Annotated in this window: 11 protein-coding genes; 5 read left to right on the top strand and 6 right to left on the bottom strand. The window is 68.3% G+C overall.

What is annotated here, in order from left to right:
- Positions 1-35 precede the first annotated feature (35 nt).
- Positions 36-1,661, bottom strand: coding sequence for a DUF4214 domain-containing protein (locus OV427_RS43665; protein ID WP_267862158.1), 1,626 nt, complete (start codon positions 1,659-1,661; stop codon positions 36-38).
- A 513-nt stretch (positions 1,662-2,174) separates the two neighbouring features.
- On the opposite strand from OV427_RS43665, the gene OV427_RS43660 reads away from it, so the two are divergent.
- Together OV427_RS43660 and OV427_RS43655 are read left to right on the top strand one after the other, a co-directional pair.
- Positions 2,175-2,606: a VOC family protein gene (locus OV427_RS43660; RefSeq protein WP_267862157.1), complete on the top strand. Its 432-nt coding sequence runs from the start codon at positions 2,175-2,177 to the stop codon at positions 2,604-2,606.
- A gap of 349 nt (positions 2,607-2,955) precedes the next feature.
- On the top strand, positions 2,956-5,043 hold the full coding sequence (locus OV427_RS43655) for an AAA family ATPase (RefSeq protein WP_267862156.1): 2,088 nt from the start codon (positions 2,956-2,958) through the stop codon (positions 5,041-5,043).
- A gap of 43 nt (positions 5,044-5,086) precedes the next feature.
- Here OV427_RS43655 and OV427_RS43650 read toward each other — a convergent pair whose 3' ends face one another.
- The 3 genes from OV427_RS43650 to OV427_RS43640 all read right to left on the bottom strand — a co-directional run bounded on the left by OV427_RS43650 (position 5,087) and on the right by OV427_RS43640 (position 8,949).
- The gene (locus tag OV427_RS43650) at positions 5,087-6,436 is read right to left on the bottom strand and encodes a hypothetical protein (protein WP_267862155.1); all 1,350 of its coding nucleotides are present in this window, start codon (positions 6,434-6,436) and stop codon (positions 5,087-5,089) included.
- Between the two features lie 178 nt (positions 6,437-6,614).
- Positions 6,615-8,312: a LamG domain-containing protein gene (locus tag OV427_RS43645; protein ID WP_267862154.1), complete on the bottom strand. Its 1,698-nt coding sequence runs from the start codon at positions 8,310-8,312 to the stop codon at positions 6,615-6,617.
- Between the two features lie 241 nt (positions 8,313-8,553).
- Complete coding sequence (locus tag OV427_RS43640; protein WP_267862153.1) at positions 8,554-8,949, bottom strand: hypothetical protein; 396 nt, start codon at positions 8,947-8,949, stop codon at positions 8,554-8,556.
- Between the two features lie 294 nt (positions 8,950-9,243).
- Between OV427_RS43640 and OV427_RS43635 the strand changes: the two genes are divergently transcribed.
- Positions 9,244-12,840 (top strand): serine/threonine-protein kinase, encoded by a 3,597-nt coding sequence (locus OV427_RS43635; protein WP_267862152.1) that lies wholly within the window; start codon positions 9,244-9,246, stop codon positions 12,838-12,840.
- Between the two features lie 12 nt (positions 12,841-12,852).
- On the opposite strand, the gene OV427_RS43630 is transcribed toward OV427_RS43635, so the two are convergent.
- A complete protein-coding gene (locus tag OV427_RS43630) occupies positions 12,853-13,278 on the bottom strand; it encodes a hypothetical protein (protein WP_267862151.1) in 426 nt (141 codons plus the stop codon).
- Positions 13,279-13,354: 76 nt separating this feature from the next.
- On the bottom strand, positions 13,355-14,965 hold the full coding sequence (locus tag OV427_RS43625) for a sigma 54-interacting transcriptional regulator (protein ID WP_267862150.1): 1,611 nt from the start codon (positions 14,963-14,965) through the stop codon (positions 13,355-13,357).
- Between the two features lie 859 nt (positions 14,966-15,824).
- Here OV427_RS43625 and OV427_RS43620 point away from each other — a divergent pair.
- Both OV427_RS43620 and OV427_RS43615 read left to right on the top strand, forming a co-directional pair.
- Positions 15,825-19,310: a hypothetical protein gene (locus tag OV427_RS43620; protein WP_267862149.1), complete on the top strand. Its 3,486-nt coding sequence runs from the start codon at positions 15,825-15,827 to the stop codon at positions 19,308-19,310.
- Positions 19,307-19,768, top strand: coding sequence for a response regulator transcription factor (locus tag OV427_RS43615; RefSeq protein WP_267862148.1), 462 nt, complete (start codon positions 19,307-19,309; stop codon positions 19,766-19,768). The genes OV427_RS43620 and OV427_RS43615 overlap by 4 nt, the downstream gene beginning before the upstream one ends.
- The last annotated feature ends 6 nt before the right edge of the window (positions 19,769-19,774 follow it).

Here is a 19,774-nt window from a genome sequence, read left to right as displayed (position 1 = left end):
AGCACTCCCGGTGTGCTCAACAGCTCGCGGCTCTCTCAGAGCCAGGGCGGCGGCCACGGGAACGGCGGCACGCAACCGTCAGGAGGAAAGGTGGCCACCGTATACGCGCCCCCTTGCAGGGTGCTGGGTGAGTACGCGGGGTTGAGGTCCTTCGCCGCGCCCGCCACGGGGCAGGATCGGGGATCGACGCCCGGTGGCCGCGCGAAGGGAGTGCCATAGAAGGCATTGCCTTCGATGGTGGTCGGGTCGCTCATGCCGCTCGCGGCGATGAGGATGTTGGAGTTGGTGACCAGCGATGAGCTGCCCGTGCCGTTGTACTGGACGACCGCGCCGCTGCCGTAGTTCGCGTAATCCCCAAACCACGGGCGCGTGCCGACCGAGAGCGCGACCTTGATGTAGCCCCGCGCACTGGTCCAGATCGTGTTGTATTCGACCCGCGTGCCCGCGAACGAGTAGAAGACCCGCTGGCCGGGGGTGGGGGCCGGGAGCGGATCCAGGACGATCCCGCCTCCAGCGGCGTTGCCCGCACTGAAGACAGTGTTGTTGGCGATCCGCGAGTGTTGGGCCAGGTTTCCCTCGGGTCGATAGAGCACGATGGCCACGTCCGTCAGGTCCACCAGGGTGTTCTGGGTGATCTGCGCGTTGTGGTAGGCGACGCTGATGCCATCCTGCGTGTAGCTGTTGTCCGGGCTGGCATACGCCGTGACGAGGTTCTGCGTGATGTCGGCGGTGAAATCCTCCGCGCAGGAGGAGTAGGTGCCGACTTGCGAGGCCCCCGCGACATACAGGTTCAGTCCGCCCGATGAATCTCCGAAACGGTTGGAACTGATGGTCGAATCACAGAAGGCCAGGATGTTCGGTGCGTTGGCGTCCCGGATGCCGCTCGGAGGGAGGATGTAGCCGAATTCCGGCCGCCGGCCGTCCACCCATACGTTCTTGAGCACGGCTCGGGCCGCGACGGACACGAGAGGCGCGTTGAAGCCAGCGGCCCGCACGATGCGTCCCATCTCCGCATAGCGGCGAGCTGGGGGGGCTTCCACCGTCATCAAGACCACGTTGCTCGGAACACTCAGCGTTTCCGAGACCCGGACGACCGCGCGGCGGCTCAAGGTGACGATCCCTCCACCGCTCTGCGCCTTGCTGTTCAGGAGGAGCTGGAGTTGGGCGCCGGTGCCTCCCGCGAAGTCCGCCACCCCCTCGGTCGGCACGGTGAGCACGGGGTTGGAGTTCCACCCGGAGCGTGTCGCGCAGTAGCTGCTGACCTTCCCCGCGAACTCGGAGCTCTCGAAGATCGTGTCGACCACGGTGGTCCAGGGCGTCCCGGCGGTGAGCTGCTGGTGGTAGACGTTGAAGCCCGCGCTGTCCGGCTCGCGATTCAAGGCGCCGCGATAGAGGGTGATGAGCTTCGCGGCGTGGCTGTAGTTGAGCCCCGCGTATTCGCTGGAGGTGTAGATGGACTTGCCCAGGCTCTTCAGCTGCGCCGCCGTGCAGCCGCTCAGGAACGGATTCGTCACCGCGTTCCATGATTCTTGATCCGGGGCTCGGCCCAGGGCCTCCGTGTATATCTTGGCGATGTACTGGGCCGGAACGTTCTCCGGGCCTGCGATGGCCTGCGTGGGAAGTGCGCCGAGGATGAGGACAGCGAGGGTGGATAGCCGCATGTACCGGGTCTGCCGAGCTTGAATCACTCAATACCCCTTGCGTGTGAGGTTGCGCGCGCAAGGTATCACTCCGACGGCGGATGAAGCGCCAGCGACCCGGCCCGGTTGACGCCGGTCCGGGCTACCGGAATGGGCATCACCGGGTGCGAAGCCAGGTCGGAGGTATTGAAGCGGCCAATCGCGTTGTATTCCGCAAAGCCCTCATCCGGCTCCAGCGGGACATACACCAGCCCCCCGAACACATCGCAATCGCCCGGGTGCCTCCAGCCCTGGTCGATAGCAAGCGGTGAGACAGGCGACGAGGATGAGCAGGTACCGTGTTTTCATGAGCCCTTCTGGCGGTGGCTGGAGCACGAATGGTGTCTGGGGCTCGCGCACACGGAGCCCCCGCGAAGTCGAACGCCCCTGCCACCATTCCTCCGGTTCGGCGCTTGCTCGCGGGCCCCGGGCTCCGTCCAAGACACGGCAACACGGGTGCAGTACCTTCGCGCGAACTTCTCACCCGAGGGTTCCATGGAACAACCGACGCGACTGACGGTCAGGCCCCAGACGTTGATTGCGGTGCGGGACGTGAAGGCCAGCAGCGCCTGGTACCAGACCCTGCTGGGAGTACGCTCGGGGGGCGATCCAGACCATCCCCATCGTCTCGTCTATGACCGACTCCTGAGTGGGGACACCCTGGTCCTCCAGCTGCACCGCTGGGATGCCGAGGAGCACCCCAACCTGGTTGAGCCCGACCGGGCACCCCATGGCCATGGCGTGCTTCTCTGGTTCGAAGTCGATGACTTCGATGCTGCCGTGGACCGCGCCAGACGTCTGGGCGCTCGGGTCATCGAAGAGCCGCACGTCAACCCGGCTCCACAGCACCGGGAGATCTGGCTCCAGGACCCGGATGGCTATGTCGTCGTCCTCGCCAGTCCGGACGGAGAGGCCGCTGAGGCGTGAAGCTCGACGACAGACGCCTGTTTCAGATGCCGAGTTCCTGGTCGAGGGTGACGCTCGGAAGGGGCAGGACCGCGTCCATGGGATGCGGTCGTCGGCCCTGAACCGGCGACGCGGGGTGGGATTCGGCCCGACAGGGTGCGCGCCATGGAGGAGCACCTGACGCCGCAAGCCGGTCAGCAGGGTCGGCGAGGCCCGTGCTCGCAATCGGGAAAGGCCAGGATCAGTATGGAGCCTGACTTTGTTCGTTCATTTGTTCGTTCAGCGGATACCCGCGTGGCCGGCGCGGGAAGAACCGACAACCAAGGAGCGTGAAGTGAGCCGGCCAGAGTGGAGTGCGAGGGTCCTGGGCATGTCTCAGTTGCTGGGGCCCCAGGGACAACGGGTGAGGTTGGAGCGACGGGCCGCGGTGCTGCTGGCCTATCTGGAGTTGGAGGGCCCCTCGCCCAAGTTCCCCGTCGCGTGTCTGCTGTGGCCCGACTCGCCTCCCGCCACCGTCCGCAACAACATGCGCCAGCTCCTGCGCCGCCTGCGACTTGCCTCGGGGGGCGTGGAGCTGGTGGAGGCCGACTCCGAGCGCCTCGCGCTGTCGCCCCTGCTGGGTCTGGACCTCGCGAGCCTGAAGTCCGCCGCCACGGCGAGCAGTCCCGCGCGCGCGATTGAAGCCCCGTGGCCCGGGGGTGGAGGGCCGCTGCTGGCCGGATTCGACTTCGATGACTGTGAGGAGCTGGCGCGCTGGCTGGATGGCGCCCGCGCCGCCGTGGAGGGCTGGGTTCGCAAGGCGCGCGAAGCACAAATCCAGCGCCACCTGGCCGACAGCGACTGGTCGCCCGCGCTCGCCCTGGCGCAGGAGTGGGTCCAGCAGGAGCCCGAGTCCGAGCAGGCCGGCCGTCACCTCATCCGCCTGCACTACCTCCAGGGAGACCGTGTCGCGGCGCTCGCGGCCTTCGAGCGGCTGCGGGCCACGCTCTCCCATGACCTGGGTGTCGCTCCAATGCCAGACACCCTGGCGCTGGTCCGGCACATCGAGAAGGGCACCCAGGTAGCGCAGCCCGCTCTCGTCGCCCGCCCCTCGCTGCCCCTGACGGTGCTGCGTCCTCCGGTACTGGCGGGACGAGAGTCGGCCTGGCAGCAGCTGCTGGCGGGCTTCGAGGCGGGTCAGGTCATCCTCATCTCGGGCGAGCCGGGCTCGGGCAAGTCGCGGCTCGCCGAGGAGTTCGCGGCGGCCCACGGCCGGTGGACGCGCAGCGAGTCCCGGCCTGGAGACCCGGACGTCCCCTACTCCTCGCAGGCGCGGGCGTTCCGGGCCCAGCTGGCCCGGCGGCCCGACTTGAAGCTGCCGGACCGCCTGCGGGCGGAACTGTCGCGCTTCATTCCCGAGCTTGGCGACTCGCGGCCGGTGCCTCCCCTGGCGTCCGAGGCCGACAAGCTGCGCTTCTTCGAGGCACACGCGGAAGCACTGGCCCTGGTGCTCGAGGGAGAGCGCGTGGTCGTCGCGGATGATGTGCAGTACTGGGACAAGGCCAGCACCCTGCTGTCGATGTACGCCTGGACCCGGATGATTGCCGCCGGGGCCCACGCGGTCCGCCTGCCGTGCTTCATCCAATGCTATCGCCGGGGTGAGCTCCTCCCCTTCTCCGAGGCCAACATCCGCAAGCTCGTGGACGTGGGGATGGGGCGCGTCATCGAGCTGGGACCGCTCTCCGTCGGCAGCGTGCGCCAGTTGCTGGCGGGGCTGGAGCTGCCCGGCGCCGAGGCCCACACGGAGGCGCTGGTCCGCTACACGGGAGGCAACCCCCTCTACATCGTCGAGACGCTCAAGCACCTCATCGAGACGGACTCGCTCCACAAGGACTGGCCGCGGCGATTGCCACCGCCGGGGCGGGTGGGCCCGCTCATCCAACGCCGGTTGGAGCGGCTCTCGCCGCTGGCCCTGCAGATTGCGCAGCTCGCCGCGAGGGCGGGCTCCCACTTTCGCGCCGCGCGCGTGCCCGAGGCGCTGGAGGTGAGCGCCACCTCGGTTCACGCGGCGCTCTCCGAGTTGGAGTCCATGCAGCTGCTGGTGGGGGAGCGCTTCAGCCATGACCTGGTGCTGGAGGCGGTACAGGCCACCATCGGCAAGGCCACGGGCCGCCTGCTGCATGGCCGGCTCGCGGCCGTATTCGAGCGTGACGGCGCGCCGGCCAACCTCCTGGCCCACCACTGGCTGGAGGCGGGACAGGAGGTCCGGGCCCTTCCCTACCTGCATGCGGCCGCGAACGCGGACGAAGAACTGCTGCTCCTGGACGAGGCCGCGGAGCACCATGCTCGCGCGGCGGCCGTCCTGGAGGCGGCGGGTCGGCACGAGGAGGCCGCCAGCGCCCGCGTCGCGGAGATCCGGGTGCGTGCGAGGCAGCAGGCTCCCGCGGCGGATGAAGCACCAGCGACCCGGCCCGGTTGACGCCGGTCCGGGCCGTGGCCTGCGTCAACCCCACAGGAGCGGGTCAGAGCGCATCAATCGGGCTGACGCGCATGTGCTTGAAGTAGAGGTCGTCGTTGCTGACCTCTCCCACGTCGAGCATGAGCACATGCACCTGGCCGCGAATGCCGGGGGCACGCCCGTCATCGAGGTTCCACACGGTCAGCCCTTCGATTTCCTCGTCACCCGGCACCCAGTTGATCTTGTGCCACTGCGTGATGGCCGCCGTCGAGCCGAGGCCCTCTCCGAGCTCGAGGGAGACGAGACCCGTGTTCCAGTCCGTGGCGAGGAAGAGCCTGCCGCTCGGACTGAACTCGCCACCCTGGATCCGGGAAATCGTCTGCGGAAGAGCGACCGTTCCCTTGTAGGTGATGCTCGAACCTGAAATGGCATACACGTACAGCTCGTTTGCGTTGAACTTGGAGCTGTACCAGAGGTTGTTCTTGGGGTTTCTCGCCATCCAGGGGAAATCGCCGCGGGCGCGCTGGGGGCTGTCTACCGGAATGGGCATCACCGGGTAGTAGGACAGGTCGGAGGTATTGAAGCGGCCAATCGCGTTGTATCCCGCAAAGCCTTCATCCGGCTCCAGGGGGACATACACCACGCCCCCGTACACATCGCAATCGCCCGGGTGTCTCCAGCCCTGGTCGATATACGGGCTCCTGTAGACGAGGAAGTTGTCCTCGTTGAAGCTGACGTTGACCGGCTTCTTTGCAATGCGGCTCTGTTGCCCGGAGAGATTGCGCCACGCGGAGGTGACGAACCAGTTGTTGTCGTCATGGCACACCCCCTGAAGCCCATTCGCCAGGTCGTAGGAGCGGTTGAATGGGAAGTCTTCGAGGTTGGCGGTGGTCCCGACGTGATAACAGCCGTTCATCTCCGCGTTGACGGTCGTCACCTTGCTGTCGCACGGAGCCAGCAGGACGAGCGGATCGGCGGTCGACCCGCAATCCAGGGCCGCCTGCGCGTAGCCCTTGGCGGAGAGATTCTGGACCGTGCAGGTCATCTGGGCCGCCGTGAAGGTATAGGACTGGATGTTGCCGATGGTGGTGATGATGCTCGCCTTGCTGCTGCTCGCACCGTCCGGTTGCCAGAAGCCGCCCTGGCGCGGCAGGACCACGGAGGTACTCCAGTAGTACCACGACCTTCCCGTGCTATCGACCGCCGCCGTCGAAGACGCGACCGTGGTGGCAATCGTCCGTTGCTCACCCGTGCTGTTGTTGAGAGCGGCCACCGTGATGGCGGCACCGGCGGCCGACGCATATCCCTGAAAAAGGATGGGTGCCGACTTATTGGGGACCGACGTGTTCTGGTAGGGCCCCGTGGTGCAAGCGGTGAGGCACGCGACGAGGATGAGCAGGTACCGTGTTTTCATGAGCCCTTCTGGCGGTGGCTGGTGCACGAATGTTGTCCGGGAGGGGCGCGCACACGGTGCCCCCGCGCAGTCGAACGCCCTTGCCCCTTTTCCTTCGGTTCGGCGCTCACGCGCGGGCAGTTGGAGGGCGCCGCCGGCCTTGGCGAAGCACCGGCGGCGCTCATCGGACACGGCGTGCCTACTTACACCTGCCGCCCCGGCCCGCTTGATGGATGGCGCTGATGTCAGCGGGCGTCAGCACGCGGTTGTGCATGGCCACCTCGTCAATGTCCCCGTTGAAGATGCCGGTGACGTAGGTGGATCGGCTGCCGATGCGCAGCGGCCTCGTGGAGTCGAGTGAGCCGGGGCGTACCCTCGGGTCGAACGTGCCAACCAGGACGCCGTCGAGCCAGAACCGGCCACCCGAGGCGTTGTCCCGGTCGACCGTCACCGCCACATGGTGCCACCGTCCGTCGGAGACGTTGACGCCGGACGTGCCGTAGATGGAATAGCCGGCGCCGTCGGCGAGCTGGAAGCCGAGCTGCCTGTTGTAGAGGTAGAAGCCGTAGCCGCGCACGTTGGAGGACACGGTCTCCTCCCGCTTGTCGACAATCATCTGGACATCGCTGATCTGGCTCGTGCGCACCCAGGCATCAATCGACAGGTCGCCACTGCCCATCTGATTGGTGGGAGCACTGGGCGCCTCGACGTAGTCATTGATGCCGTCGAAGCGCAACGCGTTGCCCACCTTGCCCACCACCGGAACGGGGCCGTTGACATGCCGACCGGGATTCCAGGCGATGATGTCCGACGCGGTGGGGCCCACGATCTCATCGAGCGGATACCAGGCGTTCATGGACAGGTTCGTCGGGATGCACGCGGGCCGGCACCGACCTGCCGCGCCGGTCTGGTAGTGCGCGGCGAGCTCCGCGGGTAGCAGCGCGCGGCCATGCAGGGACACCTCGTCGATGTCTCCCTGGAAGATGCCGGTGACGAAGGTGGAGCGGCTCCCGATGCGAAGCGGCTTCGTGGAGTCGAACGAGCCGGGGCGCACCGTCGGGTCGAACGTGCCAACCAGGGCGCCATCGAGCCAGAACCGGCCACCCGAGGGGTTGTCCCGGTCGACCGTCACCGCCACCAGGTGCCACTGGCCGTCGGAGACGGAGACGCCGGACGTGCCGTAGATGGAATAACCGGCACCATCGGCGAGCTGGAGGCCAAGCTGCCCTCCGATGACGTAGAAGCCGTAGCCGCGGATGTTGGGGAACGAGGACTCATCCCGCTTGTCGACAATCATCTGGATGTAGTTGGCACTGCTCGTACGCACCCAGGCTTCAATCGACAGGTCACCCGTGCCCAGCTGGTTGGAGGGAGCGCTGGGCGCCTCGACGTAGTCATCGATGCCGTCGAAGCGCAGCGCGTTGCCCACCTTGCCTGCCACCGGGACGGGGCCATTGACGTGGCGGCCGGGGTTCAAACCCACGATGTCCGACGCGGTGGGGCCCACGCTCTCATCGAGCGGGTACCAGCCGCGTGCCTCCTCCGGGAGTGCCGTGCAGTACCCCCCGAGGCAATTGAAGCTCGCGGGAGCGCCGGAGATGTTCAGCTCCGCCCAGCGCGACGGGTTGCTGACGACGGCCCCCTCCACGGAATCCACGCACACGTAGCAGGTGCCGCCCGGATTGGGCAGGAACGTCTGCGCGCCGTTGCACTGAAGCTGTTCATTGGCGCCCCATCTCGGGAACCGGCACCCCACGATGACCGTCCCGCGCCGGATGACCTCTCCACCGTCACAAAGCGGGGCGGCTTGCACGGGCGCCGCGGTCAGCAGGGCACCCCCCAGGGCACTCCATGCCAGGGTCCGCAGCAACGACACCTTCTTCGGATGACACTCCATATGTGAACTCCTCCGGATAACCACGCCAAAGCAGTTATAGCGGAAAAACTGGAATGCACTATGGATCGTGTGTGTTTGAATTGGCCGGGGAATCGGGTGTGGGGTCCGGGAGCGCATCAGCGAAGATTGCTCAACCAGGATGGGTCGACAGGTTCGCCTCTGAGCGAAGTCGCGGGCGGCATGGAGAACCGCGCGGCCCCTCTCGCGGGGGCCGCGCGGCTTCCCATCCGTCATCCAGGTGTTACTGACAGCAGATGACGTGCATGTCGGGGTGCATCCACTGCGTATCGAGGACATCCGGCTTCAGCTGCATGCGTCCCCACGGCCAGGCACCGACGACCGGCGTGGTGCAGCTCACGTCATACGAGGGCCAGGTCGAGTAGGTGTTGTCCATCCGGATGGCCACGAACTTCGCGGCGACGCAGGTCTTGGGGCTGTTCTGGTTCGCGGCGCAGATCTCCTGTCCGGTCATGCCCTGATAGGCCATGGTCACATAGGCCGGCTGGGACGAGCCGGGGCACTGCAGCGCGGCCGTCGCCCTGGGGAAGATGGCGCGCACGTTCTCCAGCTCGAGGGCCGAAGCCTGGGTGGCGGCGAGCGAGAGTGCGAGGACTCCGAAGGTCAGGACATGCTTCATGGTTCTTTTCTCCAAGGCGGGATGCGAGGGATTGGGCGGCTCGATGCGCGACGTTGCGCGAATGTGTGACATTGCACGGAGCGCGCCACGGCCGAGCGCATCGCCTCCGGTGAGGGTTCCCGAGGAGGAAGGCCGCGCGGAGGGACCGGTGCAGGAGGAACCGTCCCGAGCGGACATGTCGCCGACATGTCCGTGACATGCCGTGCCCTTCCCCTCCCTGGCCGGGAACGCACCGGCCGCGGCCCCCCGGCCGGTTCCGGGTACGATGGGCGCCTCACCCGGGAGCATGGCCCGATGCGTCAGGATTTCGAGGCCGAGCTGCATGTGGCCCTCGCGGAGGGCCTGCTCTCCGAGCAGGAAGCCCAGGAGCTGCGAGAGGAATCCCGACGCCGGGCACGCGGTCCCCTGGAGCTGCTCCGTGAGCGGGGCCGCCTGTCCGAGGACTCGCTCATGTCGATGATGGCGCTGGCCCGGGGTGAAGCCTCACCCGGGTCGCCCGCCGAGGCTCCAGACGCGACCGCGCTCGTGGAGTCCCCGCCTGTGCCCTCCCCCGCCCCGCCGACCTTCCCGGTCCCAGGCTGGGAGCGCTACCACCCCGTGCGCTTCCTCGGCGAAGGGGGAATGGGGCGCGTCTTCCTCGCGCGGGATCCGCGGCTGAACCGGAACGTGGCCTTGAAGTTCGTCCGCGGGGATGCCCCGGAGCTCACCCGGCGCTTCCTCTCCGAGGCCCGGGCCCAGGCGCGGGTGAACCACGAGCGCGTGTGCCAGGTGTACGAGGTGGGCGAGGTCGAGGGGCGCGTCTACATCGCCATGCAGTTCATCGAGGGACAACCACTGGGCACGCTCGCCCGCGAGCTCTCCGTCGAGCAGAAGGCGCTGGTGCTCCGAGCGGCCTGCGAGGGCGTGCACGAGGCGCACCGCGTGGGACTCATCCACCGCGACCTCAAGCCCTCGAACATCATGGTGGAGCGGGCGGAGGATGGGAGCCTGCGCCCCTACGTGATGGACTTCGGGCTGGCGCGAGACTGGAAGGAGGGCACCACCGCCACCGGCGCGGTGCTGGGCACGCCCCACTACATGTCGCCCGAGCAGGCCCGCGGCGAGGTCTCCGGCCTGGACCGCCGGGCGGACGTCTACAGCCTGGGCGCCACCCTCTACAGCGTGTTGACGGGCCAGCCACCCATCCCCGGCGGCAATGGCCTGGAAGTGCTCAACAACATCGCCGGCACGGAGCCACGGCCCCCGCGCGCGGTGGATCCCAACATCCCCGCGGACCTCGAGGCCATCGCGCTCAAGTGTCTGGAGAAGGAGCGCTCGGCCCGGTACGACTCCGCGCGGGCCGTGGCGGACGAGCTGGGACGCTTCCTCTCGGGCGAGCCGGTGCGGGCCCGCTCGCACGGGACCTGGTACCGGCTGCGCAGGAAGCTGCGCAAACACCGGCTCCTGGCGTCCATGAGCTTCGCGGCGGCGCTGCTCGTGCTCCTGGTCCTGGTCGGGGCGGGGCTGGCCCTGCGCCGGGCCGCCGTGCGCGAGCGGCTGGCCCGGCGGTTCACCGAGTCCGTGGAGCGCATCGAGGCGCTGGCGCGCTACTCGGACCTGGCGCCCCTGCATGACACCCGCGAGGAGCAGCGCGCCATCCGCGCGCGCATGGCGGCGCTCGAAGCAGAGATCCATGAGGCCGGCGAACAGGCCGAGGGACCGGGCCGCTACGCGCTGGGGCGCGGTTACCTCGCGCTCGGAGACGAGGCCCGGGCCCGCGAGTCCCTCGAGTCCGCCTGGGCGTGGGGCTTCCGCGAGCCCCGGGTGGCCTATGCGCTGGCGCTGGTGAAAGGCCACGAGTACCAGGCACAACTGCTGGAGGCCGCGCGCATCCGCGACCCCAGGCGGCGGGAGGCCCGCGAACGGGAGGTCGAGCGCCGCTATCGCGATCCCGCGTTGGCCTGGCTGCGCCAGAGCGAGGGCGCCGAGGTCCCTTCCGCCGCGTACGTCGCGGCGCTGCTCGCCTTCTACGAGGACCGGTGGGACGACGCCCTCGCCCAACTGGCCACGCTCGGCCCCGGGTTCTCCTGGTTCCACGAGGCGCGCAAGCTGCGGGGAGACATCCTCCAGGCTCGCGCCATGCGGCAGTGGAACCGGGGCGAGCACGCGGGCGCGGTGGCGGACTTCGAGGCGGGCCGGAAGGCCTACGCCGAGGCGGCCGCGAGCGGCGAGAGCGTGGCCGCCGTCTACACGGCCCAGGGCGAACTGGAGCACGGCGCGCTCATCCTGGAGGTCTACGGGAAGGGCGCGGTCATGCCCCCCTACACACGGGGGCTCGAGGCCGTCGCGCGCGCGCTCACGGCAAGGCCCGACCACGCCGACGCCCGGGTGCTGGAGGCCCGCCTCCACCGCCGGCTCGCCGAGTACCAGGGCAACCTGGGCGAGTACGACGAGGCGCTGCCAGAGAAGGCGGTGACCGCCGCGCGGCGCGCGCTGGAGCTCGACCCCTCGCTGTCGAAGGCCCGGCTCGAGCTGGGGCAGGCCTGGTGGATCTGGGGCTACCTCCGCCAGCTCCACTCCCAGGACCCACGCGAACAGCTGCGCCAGGCGGTAGAGACCTTCGAGGGCCTGACTCCGGAGGACCGCGACTCCGGCTTCCACTTCAACCTGGGCCTCGTCTACAAGACCTGGGCCGACCACGAGGAGCAGGTGGGTGCGGATCCGCTGCCCCGCTACGGACAGGCCATCGACGCCTTTCGCGCCGCGGTCCAGTTGGACGGGCGGGTGCCGGAAGGCTGGCTCAACCTGGGCATCGCGCTCTACACCCGCGCCACCCATCCCCGTGCTCCGGACGCGGACGGAGACCTCTCCCAGGCCGTGGCGGCGCTGGAGCAGGCCCGGACCCTCAACCCCGGGCACGTGGTGTCCTACTTCTACGCGGGGCTGGCGCATGCGCTCGTGGCCCGGAGGCTCAATGTCCGGGGCGGTGAGCCCGCCGCGGCGCTGGAGCGCTCCGTGGAGCTGTATCGCAAGGGGATTGAGCTCGGCCCCGGGATTCCCCAGCTCCACAACGGACTGTGCCTGACCCTGCTCCAGCAGGCGCAGGCGGGATGGGACCACGGGGCAGACCCCACCCCCGCGCTGGCCCGGGCCCAGGAGGCCTGCGAGCGGTCCGTGGCCGTCGCTCCGAAGAGCGGCTACGGCTACATCAACCTCGGAGAAGTGTTCGCCCAGCGAGCCCTGTACCAGCGTGCCTGCGGAGAGGACCCCACCCAGAGCGTGCACGCGGCCGACAAGGCCCTCCAACAGGCGCTCCATTGGCTTCCGGAGGACTCCGGGACGCTGGCCAACCGCGGCATGGTCCACGCCACCCTGGCCACCTTCGAGCTCGACCACGGACGCGATCCCCGCGCGAGCATCGCGCGAGCCGAGGAGTCCTTGCGGCAGGCCCTCGCGCGAAAACCGAACCAGGCCGATGCCTGGTACTTCCTCGGGGAGGCCCTGGGAGCCCGGGCGCTGTACTCCGGGGCGAGGCCCCAGGACTGCGAGGCCGCGGCCCAGGCGTTCCGGAAGGGCATCGAGCTGGATCCGGAGCGACAGGACTTCAGCCTGGGCTTCGGGCACTTCCTCCGGCGCTGGGCCACCCGCGCGATGCGGGCGAAGCAGGACGCGGGCCCCATCCTGGAGCAGGGACTGGAGCAGGTCGCCCCGCTCGTCGCGGCGCGTTCCGGATGGCCGGACGCGCACCTGTTGCGAGGCGGCCTCCTCGCGCTCCGGGCGGAGCTCCCCTCGGCCACCCCCGAGCAGCAGCAGGCGTGGCGCGAAGAGGCCTCACAGGAGCTCTCCCGCGCGCTCGCCGCCAACCCGGGCTTCCGGCGGGAATGGGGCGGCGCCCTCCCGGCGAGCCCGTGACGCGAGGCCGCGTCAGGGAGGAGGTGGGAGCGCGACCATGGTGCCGGCGTTTCCAGTCCCATCCCTCGGCGGGATTCGCGGCTCCTGCCCCCGGTCGCTGATCCACAGCTTGCGGCGCTGCTCTCCCGGGCCCGGAGCAAACACGTCGTTCACAGGCAGGAACAGGACCTCGCGCTCGATATCGATGACCGTGCCGCCACCCGAGACGCTGTCGGATTCGAGGATCCACAGGCTGACGCCTTCGGTAGGGTCTGAAGCGACCACGACCTCGAGCACGTCTCCCGGAGCGACGAGGCACAGTCCGAGGTCACCCAGCTCCTCCTCACTCCGGAGGCTGTTGATGACCAGCTCACGGGCGCTCACGAGCTGCCCCCCCAGGGAGCGAACCGGATGAGCAGCGTTGACGTACTTGGAGAGGATCAGCTGGTTCTTCGACATGACACGGCTCCTTGCACTCGACGACCCGGGACCCCGGGCGGACCCGATCTTCTATTGCATGGAGCCTGCCACGGCTTCAGGAGCCCCGGGTGCTCAGGCCCAGCTCCTTGAGGCGCCGGTTGAGCGCCTTCTTGGAGACCTCCAGGCGCCGGACCATCGCGTCCAGGTCGCCTGCGCACTCCCGATGGCAGGAGGTGATCTCCTCCGCGGTCAGCGTCCCCGCCCTGCGGAGGTTCGGATGTTTGTCGATGACGTTGTAGATGGAGGAGCGCGGTATCCCGAGCCGGTCCGCCGTCAACTTGAGGTCCCACTGGTGCTCGCGGAGCGCCGACAGCAGCTCCTCCCCGGTGACCTCGGTGGACTTGCGTCGAGCGACCGCCGCCGGAGGCATCGCGACGGGGCTCGCCATGGCGGCGGTCTCCAGCTCCTCGGCGAGCCGCGGATCCAGCCGCAGGACCGGCTGCCCCCGGCTCCCGATGACCAGTTGCCGGGTGATGTTGCGCAACTGCCGGATGTTGCCGGGCCACGCGAAGCACAGCAGGCGCAGCGCGAGCGAGGTCGGCAGCCAGGGTTCGGCATAGAGGTCCCGGGAGGTCAGGCGATGGGCCTCGCCAATGGCTTCCAGTTCCTCCCGGGCGAAGTGTCGGAACAACTCCCCCAGGTCCTCGCGGCGCTCGCGCAGGGGTGGCAGCCGGATCTCGTAGCCCGACAGGCGGTGCAACAACGGCGCCTTGAAGCGCCCGTCCCGGATGTGCTCCTCCAGGTTGGAGTCCGTCGCGGCAATCAGCCGCACATCCGTCTTGATGGGGGTGTTGCCGCCCACCGGGTACAGCTCGCCGGTCTCCAACACCCGCAGCAGCATCACCTGCACTTCGGGCGGGGCCTCGCCCACCTCGTCGAGGAACAGCGTGCCCCCCTGCGCCGCCCGGAAGAAGCCCTCCCTGTCTCGGGTCGCCCCGGTGAAGGCGCCCCGCTGCGCGCCGAACAGCTCGGCGGCCGCCAGCTCCTTGGGGATGGCGCCCAGGTTCACGCTGATGAAGGGGCGCCCCTGTCGCGGGCCGTGCTGGTGGATGGCCTGGGCCACCAGCTCCTTGCCCGTACCGGTCTCGCCTCGGACCAGCACCGGGACCTGGAGGTCGGCGATGCGCTGGATGTGCTCGCGCACTCGCCGGATGCCCTGGCTGTCGCCCAGCATTCCCAGCGTGTCCGCGGGCACGCCCGTCTCGCGCGAGGCCAGGTGCAGCAGCAACACCAGCCGGCCGGACACATCGAGCGGCACGCCCGCCGCCAGCGCTTCCCGCGTGAACTCACAGTCCGTCACGAGCTGGTGGTTCACCGTCACGCGGGTTCCGCCCTCGACGACCCGCAGCCGGATCCACCCGGTGTCTCCCTTGGAGAACACGATGGGAATCCGGCTGACGAAAGGGTCCGACAGCGGATGGCCGAAAGGCTCTCCGGGCCGGGTGAAGTTCGGGCCGTTCCGGGACAGCGCGACGTCGCGGCCCGCGAGGACCGCGTCCAGGAGGAGCCGCGCTCCCGCGCGCGTCGCCGTCGGATGGGAGATGAGGGTCAGGGCCGGCACCAGCTCGTCAGCGGACTCCGTGACCCGCTGCTGCTCTCCGACGGCCGTCGAGACCTCGGCCACCCCCAAGGGGGACAGGGAATCACGAGGCCCGTTGTGAGGCATGGGCCACGACTTCTACCATGACCGTGTCGTGAAGGCTCCCGCGTCCGCGGCACCCTACCTGGGGTCAATCCGTCTCACCCAGGTCGAACGCGCTGCGGCGGCGAGGCCGAGCGAGGAGCAGGCACCTGCGGCAGCGGCCACAGGGGTGGATACGTACAGGAGGCGTCAATACGCACCGAGGCTCGACGGGAAGGGACTGCTGCGCCGCGTTTTCAAGGTGGACGTCTTCTCCTGCGCCAGATGCGGGGGCAGGCTTAAGGGTGCTGGCGTACTTGACGCATGCAGCGGCCATCCGCCCCAGCCTTCAGCACCTGAAGCTGCCAGACACTCCTGCGCCGCGCGCACCTGCGCGCTGGCCACCGCAGCAGGCACTCTGGGGGTAGCCGCTCCACTGCGGCAGCACCCGTACCCCCTTCTGGCGCGAGCCCCTGCGCCCTGGTGGCGCGCAAGGGGGAGGTGCGTCCGGCGACCAGCTCAGAGGGGCAGTCAGCTACGGGGAGCACAGCCATGGAGGCCCCTCCTGCCCCTCAGCGCCCCATGCCCACTCGCGCCTCACGCCGCAACGGGGCCCCTGTTCCTCCTATGCGCCCGGTCTACACGTCATGAGCTGACCGGCGGCACCAAGCCCCGCGCCGATGCATGACGGCGCGGGGCCTCTTTTCATGAGGCACGCGGAAACCACACCGCGAGGACGAGACCAGGGCCCCCCGCGCCAGATGCGGCCTGCGGACTATGCTAGAGGGAGCTGCGTGTTGGGTGCACCACATGAGGCCAACGCAGGCAGGCGAGCGGGGGCCCGGTAACATTCCTGATGGGCCGGCTCCTGTTCAGGCCCCTCCTCCGCGAAGGTAGACGGCACGTGGGCAAGAAGAAGTCGGATCGGGTCTCTAAGAACAGGTCGGAAGTCGTCCAGCTGCGCAACATGCTGCGTGGCACCAAGCAGCCCCGCTCCGTTCTCGGTCATGCGCGGAACACGCTCGCTCCGGAACTCTTCAAGGAGGCCGCCGCCTGGCTCCACGCCACCCCTCTTGTCGCACGGAGGGTGCTCCCCTCTGGATATCCACGCACCTTCAGCCAGTACGGGAGCGACGGTCCTCTGCCCGCCACCACCCCCGTGCGGGAGTTCCGCTGGGCCGTTGCAAACCTAGTTCCCCATGCCGCGAGCCTGAGCGAGTTCGTCACCTACGCTGCGGCCTTCCACCGAGCCTTCCTGGCCGACGACTTCGCCACGTGTACCACCCTGCTGGATGACATCGAGCAGCGGTTCGGCCAGTCCCTGTGGCTCATCAAGCACCGGCTGCCGCTGCTCCAGGCCATGAGCGGCCTCGAAGCCCAGAAGCAGTATGCGGAGTCAGTCCGCTTCAGCGACAACGCAAACCCCTTCATCGCCCGCGCGACCTACTTCACGAGCATACGGACCGAGCCGAGCGTGACGCCCGGCCGGTTCCGAAGCCAGTTCGAGGTCAGGGTGCGGAAGATGGAGCAAAGCCCCGGCTACCTCACCCGCCTGCGCTTCCACGTCTGCCCCAGCATCATCCAGGATCCCCAGCTCCTGGCCGAAATCCTCCGCAGGGAGCAGGCCGGGTCCGTCATCGACTACTACGAGGCGTTCGTCTGCATCTCCCAGTTCGTGGTGGTCACGGGACAGGTCAGCTTCGCCTCCTTCCTGGTGCCAGAACTGGGGGCCCTGTATGCCCGCACCGGAGACCCGCGACTCGGCGCCATCCTCGCCGGCGTGGGAGCCACGCCTCCGGGCCTGCCGCCCGCCCATCCCGCGGCGCTGACCGCTGCGGACGCGCTCTTGAGAGGGCACCCCGAGCGCGCCCTGGCCGAAGCCGCGGCGGCGCTCGCCTCCAATCCGGCGGATCCCGACGCCTTGCTGGTGGCGGCCAGGGCAGCCTCCATGCTGCCCAACCGGATGGAGTCCCACGAGCGCCCCCTCAGCCAGCGCATCGTGTCCTGGATGGCGGGGGTCATTGCCAAGGATGCGAGCGTCAGCAAGGACTCCATCGAGCTCGTCAAGCTGGCCCTTAACTTCTTCGGGGCGCCCTGGGCCAATACCCTCCTGGGCCTAGTGGAGCAGGAGAACGCCTCCGACCTCCTCCTGCGCGGCGCGGGCTACGCGCAACTGGCGGCGTTGAGCATTCCGGCCGTCCACCCGCTCCGGACCCTCTGGCTCCCCCTGGGAGGCGCCCGGGAACGGTACGCGCAACACATGGAGCGCCTGCTGGACCCCAGCGACTCCAGCGCCTATGCGCTCGCGACAGCAGACCCGCAGCGAACGGCACACCTTCCAGAGGGCATCCTCTGGGAGGAACGCACCCTGCTCGAAGCAGTCCATGCCTTCAGCAACGGCAACTTCCAGGAGGCACTCGCGGCCGCCAACCGGCTGGAGCGCTCCTCCTACGCCTACTACCGGCACCGGGCCATCCGGCTGGCCTGCCCGGCGCTGCTCCACCTGGGCCAGACAGAGGACTGCGTCGACCGGCTCACCAGCGCGTACGTCGCTGAGCGGACCACGTACGCCCTGCTGCCCATCGAGGCCGCGGCGACCGCCGTCGCCTCGGATGAGAAACGGCCTTTCGCGGCGAACCTGTCCATTCCCATCCTATTCGAGCTGTACACCCGGCACGTCGACAACCACTTCGACTCCGAATGCATGTTCGCCTGCACCGAGTTCCTCGATGCACACGGGATCAACCGGCCCACCGACCTGCGCGGCGTGTACGAGAAGTTCGACCGCAAGAAGCTCATCTACTTCCTGCGCTATGTCTGCGTGGAGTCCATCATGGACCGGTCGAAAATGTTCGACAGCTCGCGCGCCCTGCTGGAGGAGCGGCTCGGCATCTGCCAGCTACTCATCGAAATCGATGCGGACGGCGTAGAGGCGTATCACACGGAAATCAAGACCCTGCTCCGCCGCCTCATGCTGCAGAAGCGCATGAAGGAGGTGGAGCAGAGCAAGATCTTCGTCGATACCGACAGCATCAAGCGAACCGTAGCGGAGGACCTGCGCGAGGCCTTCAGCCGGTTCATGGCGCTTAAGAACGAGCGCAAGGAGTTCGGTGACTCGCCGGAGTTGGAGGCGGCACTCGAGAAGGCCAGCAGTGGCGACTTGACCGGGCTGAACAGCCTGGAGCTTCCACAGAATGAGACCATCGAGCTGTTCGAGTCCCTCATCCGGCGGCTCCGGGAGGAGTATCTGCTGAGCCCGGAGCACGGACTCGCCAAGTACCTGAGTGTCCGCATCCGCCATGGCACCCTCGCGGCCCACTTGCGCAAGCCCGTCGAACTCGCCCGGCTCGTGACCCGCAAGGAGAGCAGCTCGGGCGGCTACAAACAGAACGAGCACTGGCCCAAGCGCATCAAGGGGGCCTCTGCCGCGGCTCGCGAGTGGCTCACCCACCGGTTGGCGGCATTCTCCAAGGAATTCGACACGCTGGTCGCAGACGTCAATGCACGCATCCAGATCAGGAAGGCGGAGGAAGAGACCGGGCTGTTCGCGCTTGAGCTGCCCCGTGCCCAGTACCGGGTCATCCTCCTCAGCTCGAAGCTCATCACGCCCGAGACGACCTTCGAGCAGTTCGTTGACCACGGCCTGGAGTTGTTCGGGAACATCCTCGACGAGCAATTGAAGGGCGCCCGCGAGTACATCACCCTGACGCCCAAGGCGCGGGCCAGTGAGCTGCTCGAGCGGCTCGCCGCGGACATCGACGCGCTCGATGAAGAAGTGGACACAGGGGAGCTCACCCATGCCATCCGCACCGCAAAGACGGAGCTGAACGTCGCCTTCGACCGCGTGGCCGCCTGGTTCCGCAGGGCACGGCTTGTTGCCAACGAGCCGTTCCCGCTCGAGGACGCCATCGACATCGGCGCGGAGACGGTGCGCACCGTCGTCCAAGACTTCCGCGCGGAAATCATCGACCGGAAAGAAGCAGCCCTCTTGCTGCCCGGCCTCTACTTGGCCACCTTCGTCGACATCTTCTTCATCATCTTCGAGAACATCGTCCGCCATGCCTCCCTGAAGTCGCGGCCATCCGCCCGGGTCTCCATCTCCATCAGCGAGCAGAAACTCCACATCCGGGTGGAGAACGAGCTGGGTCAGGGCGTTGCGACAGCGGAAGCCAGGGCTCGGCTCGACAACATCAAGGCCACCATGGGAGCAGGCCTCCATGGCCCGTCCGTCAACCGGGAGGGCGGCACCGGCATGCACAAGCTTGGCAAGCTGCTGGCCCACGACCTGGGCGTCAGCCCGGACCTGGACTTCGGCTTCTCGGATGACACACACTTCTTCGTGCGGTTCTCAGTTCCCGAACGCATCCGAGCCCCGCTGACGCCTCTATGAAGATCCTGATTGTCGAAGACGACGAGGACAAGCGGCGGCAGGTCTCCGAGTTCCTCAAGGAACTGGCGCCAGACGCCGTGCTGCAGGAGGCGCGCTCGATGCAGAGCGGGCTGAGCGCCATCCTCAAGGGAGGCCAGGACCTCCTCATCCTCGATATGACGATGCCGACCTTCGACATCACCGCCGAGGAGGATGGCGGGCGTCCCCAGGCCTATGCGGGCCGGGAGCTACTGCGCCACATGAAGCGCCGGGGGATTCGCACCCCCGCCATCGTGCTGACGCAATTCGACCGGTTCGGTGAGGGCCTGGACCTCTTGACGCTCGAACAGCTCGATACCGCGCTGCGCGCCGCGCATGCCGGGCACTACCTGGGCGCGGTCTTCTACAGCGTGACGGACGAGAGCTGGAAGGCCCATCTGGAAAAGTTGATTCGTAGCCAGGTGCCCGCGGAGGGTTAGAGGACC

Source organism: Pyxidicoccus sp. MSG2, assembly GCF_026626705.1.
Classification (GTDB): Bacteria; Myxococcota; Myxococcia; order Myxococcales; family Myxococcaceae; genus Myxococcus.
Note: the sequence above shows the minus strand (reverse complement) of the source record. Positions and strands in the feature narration are given on the sequence as shown.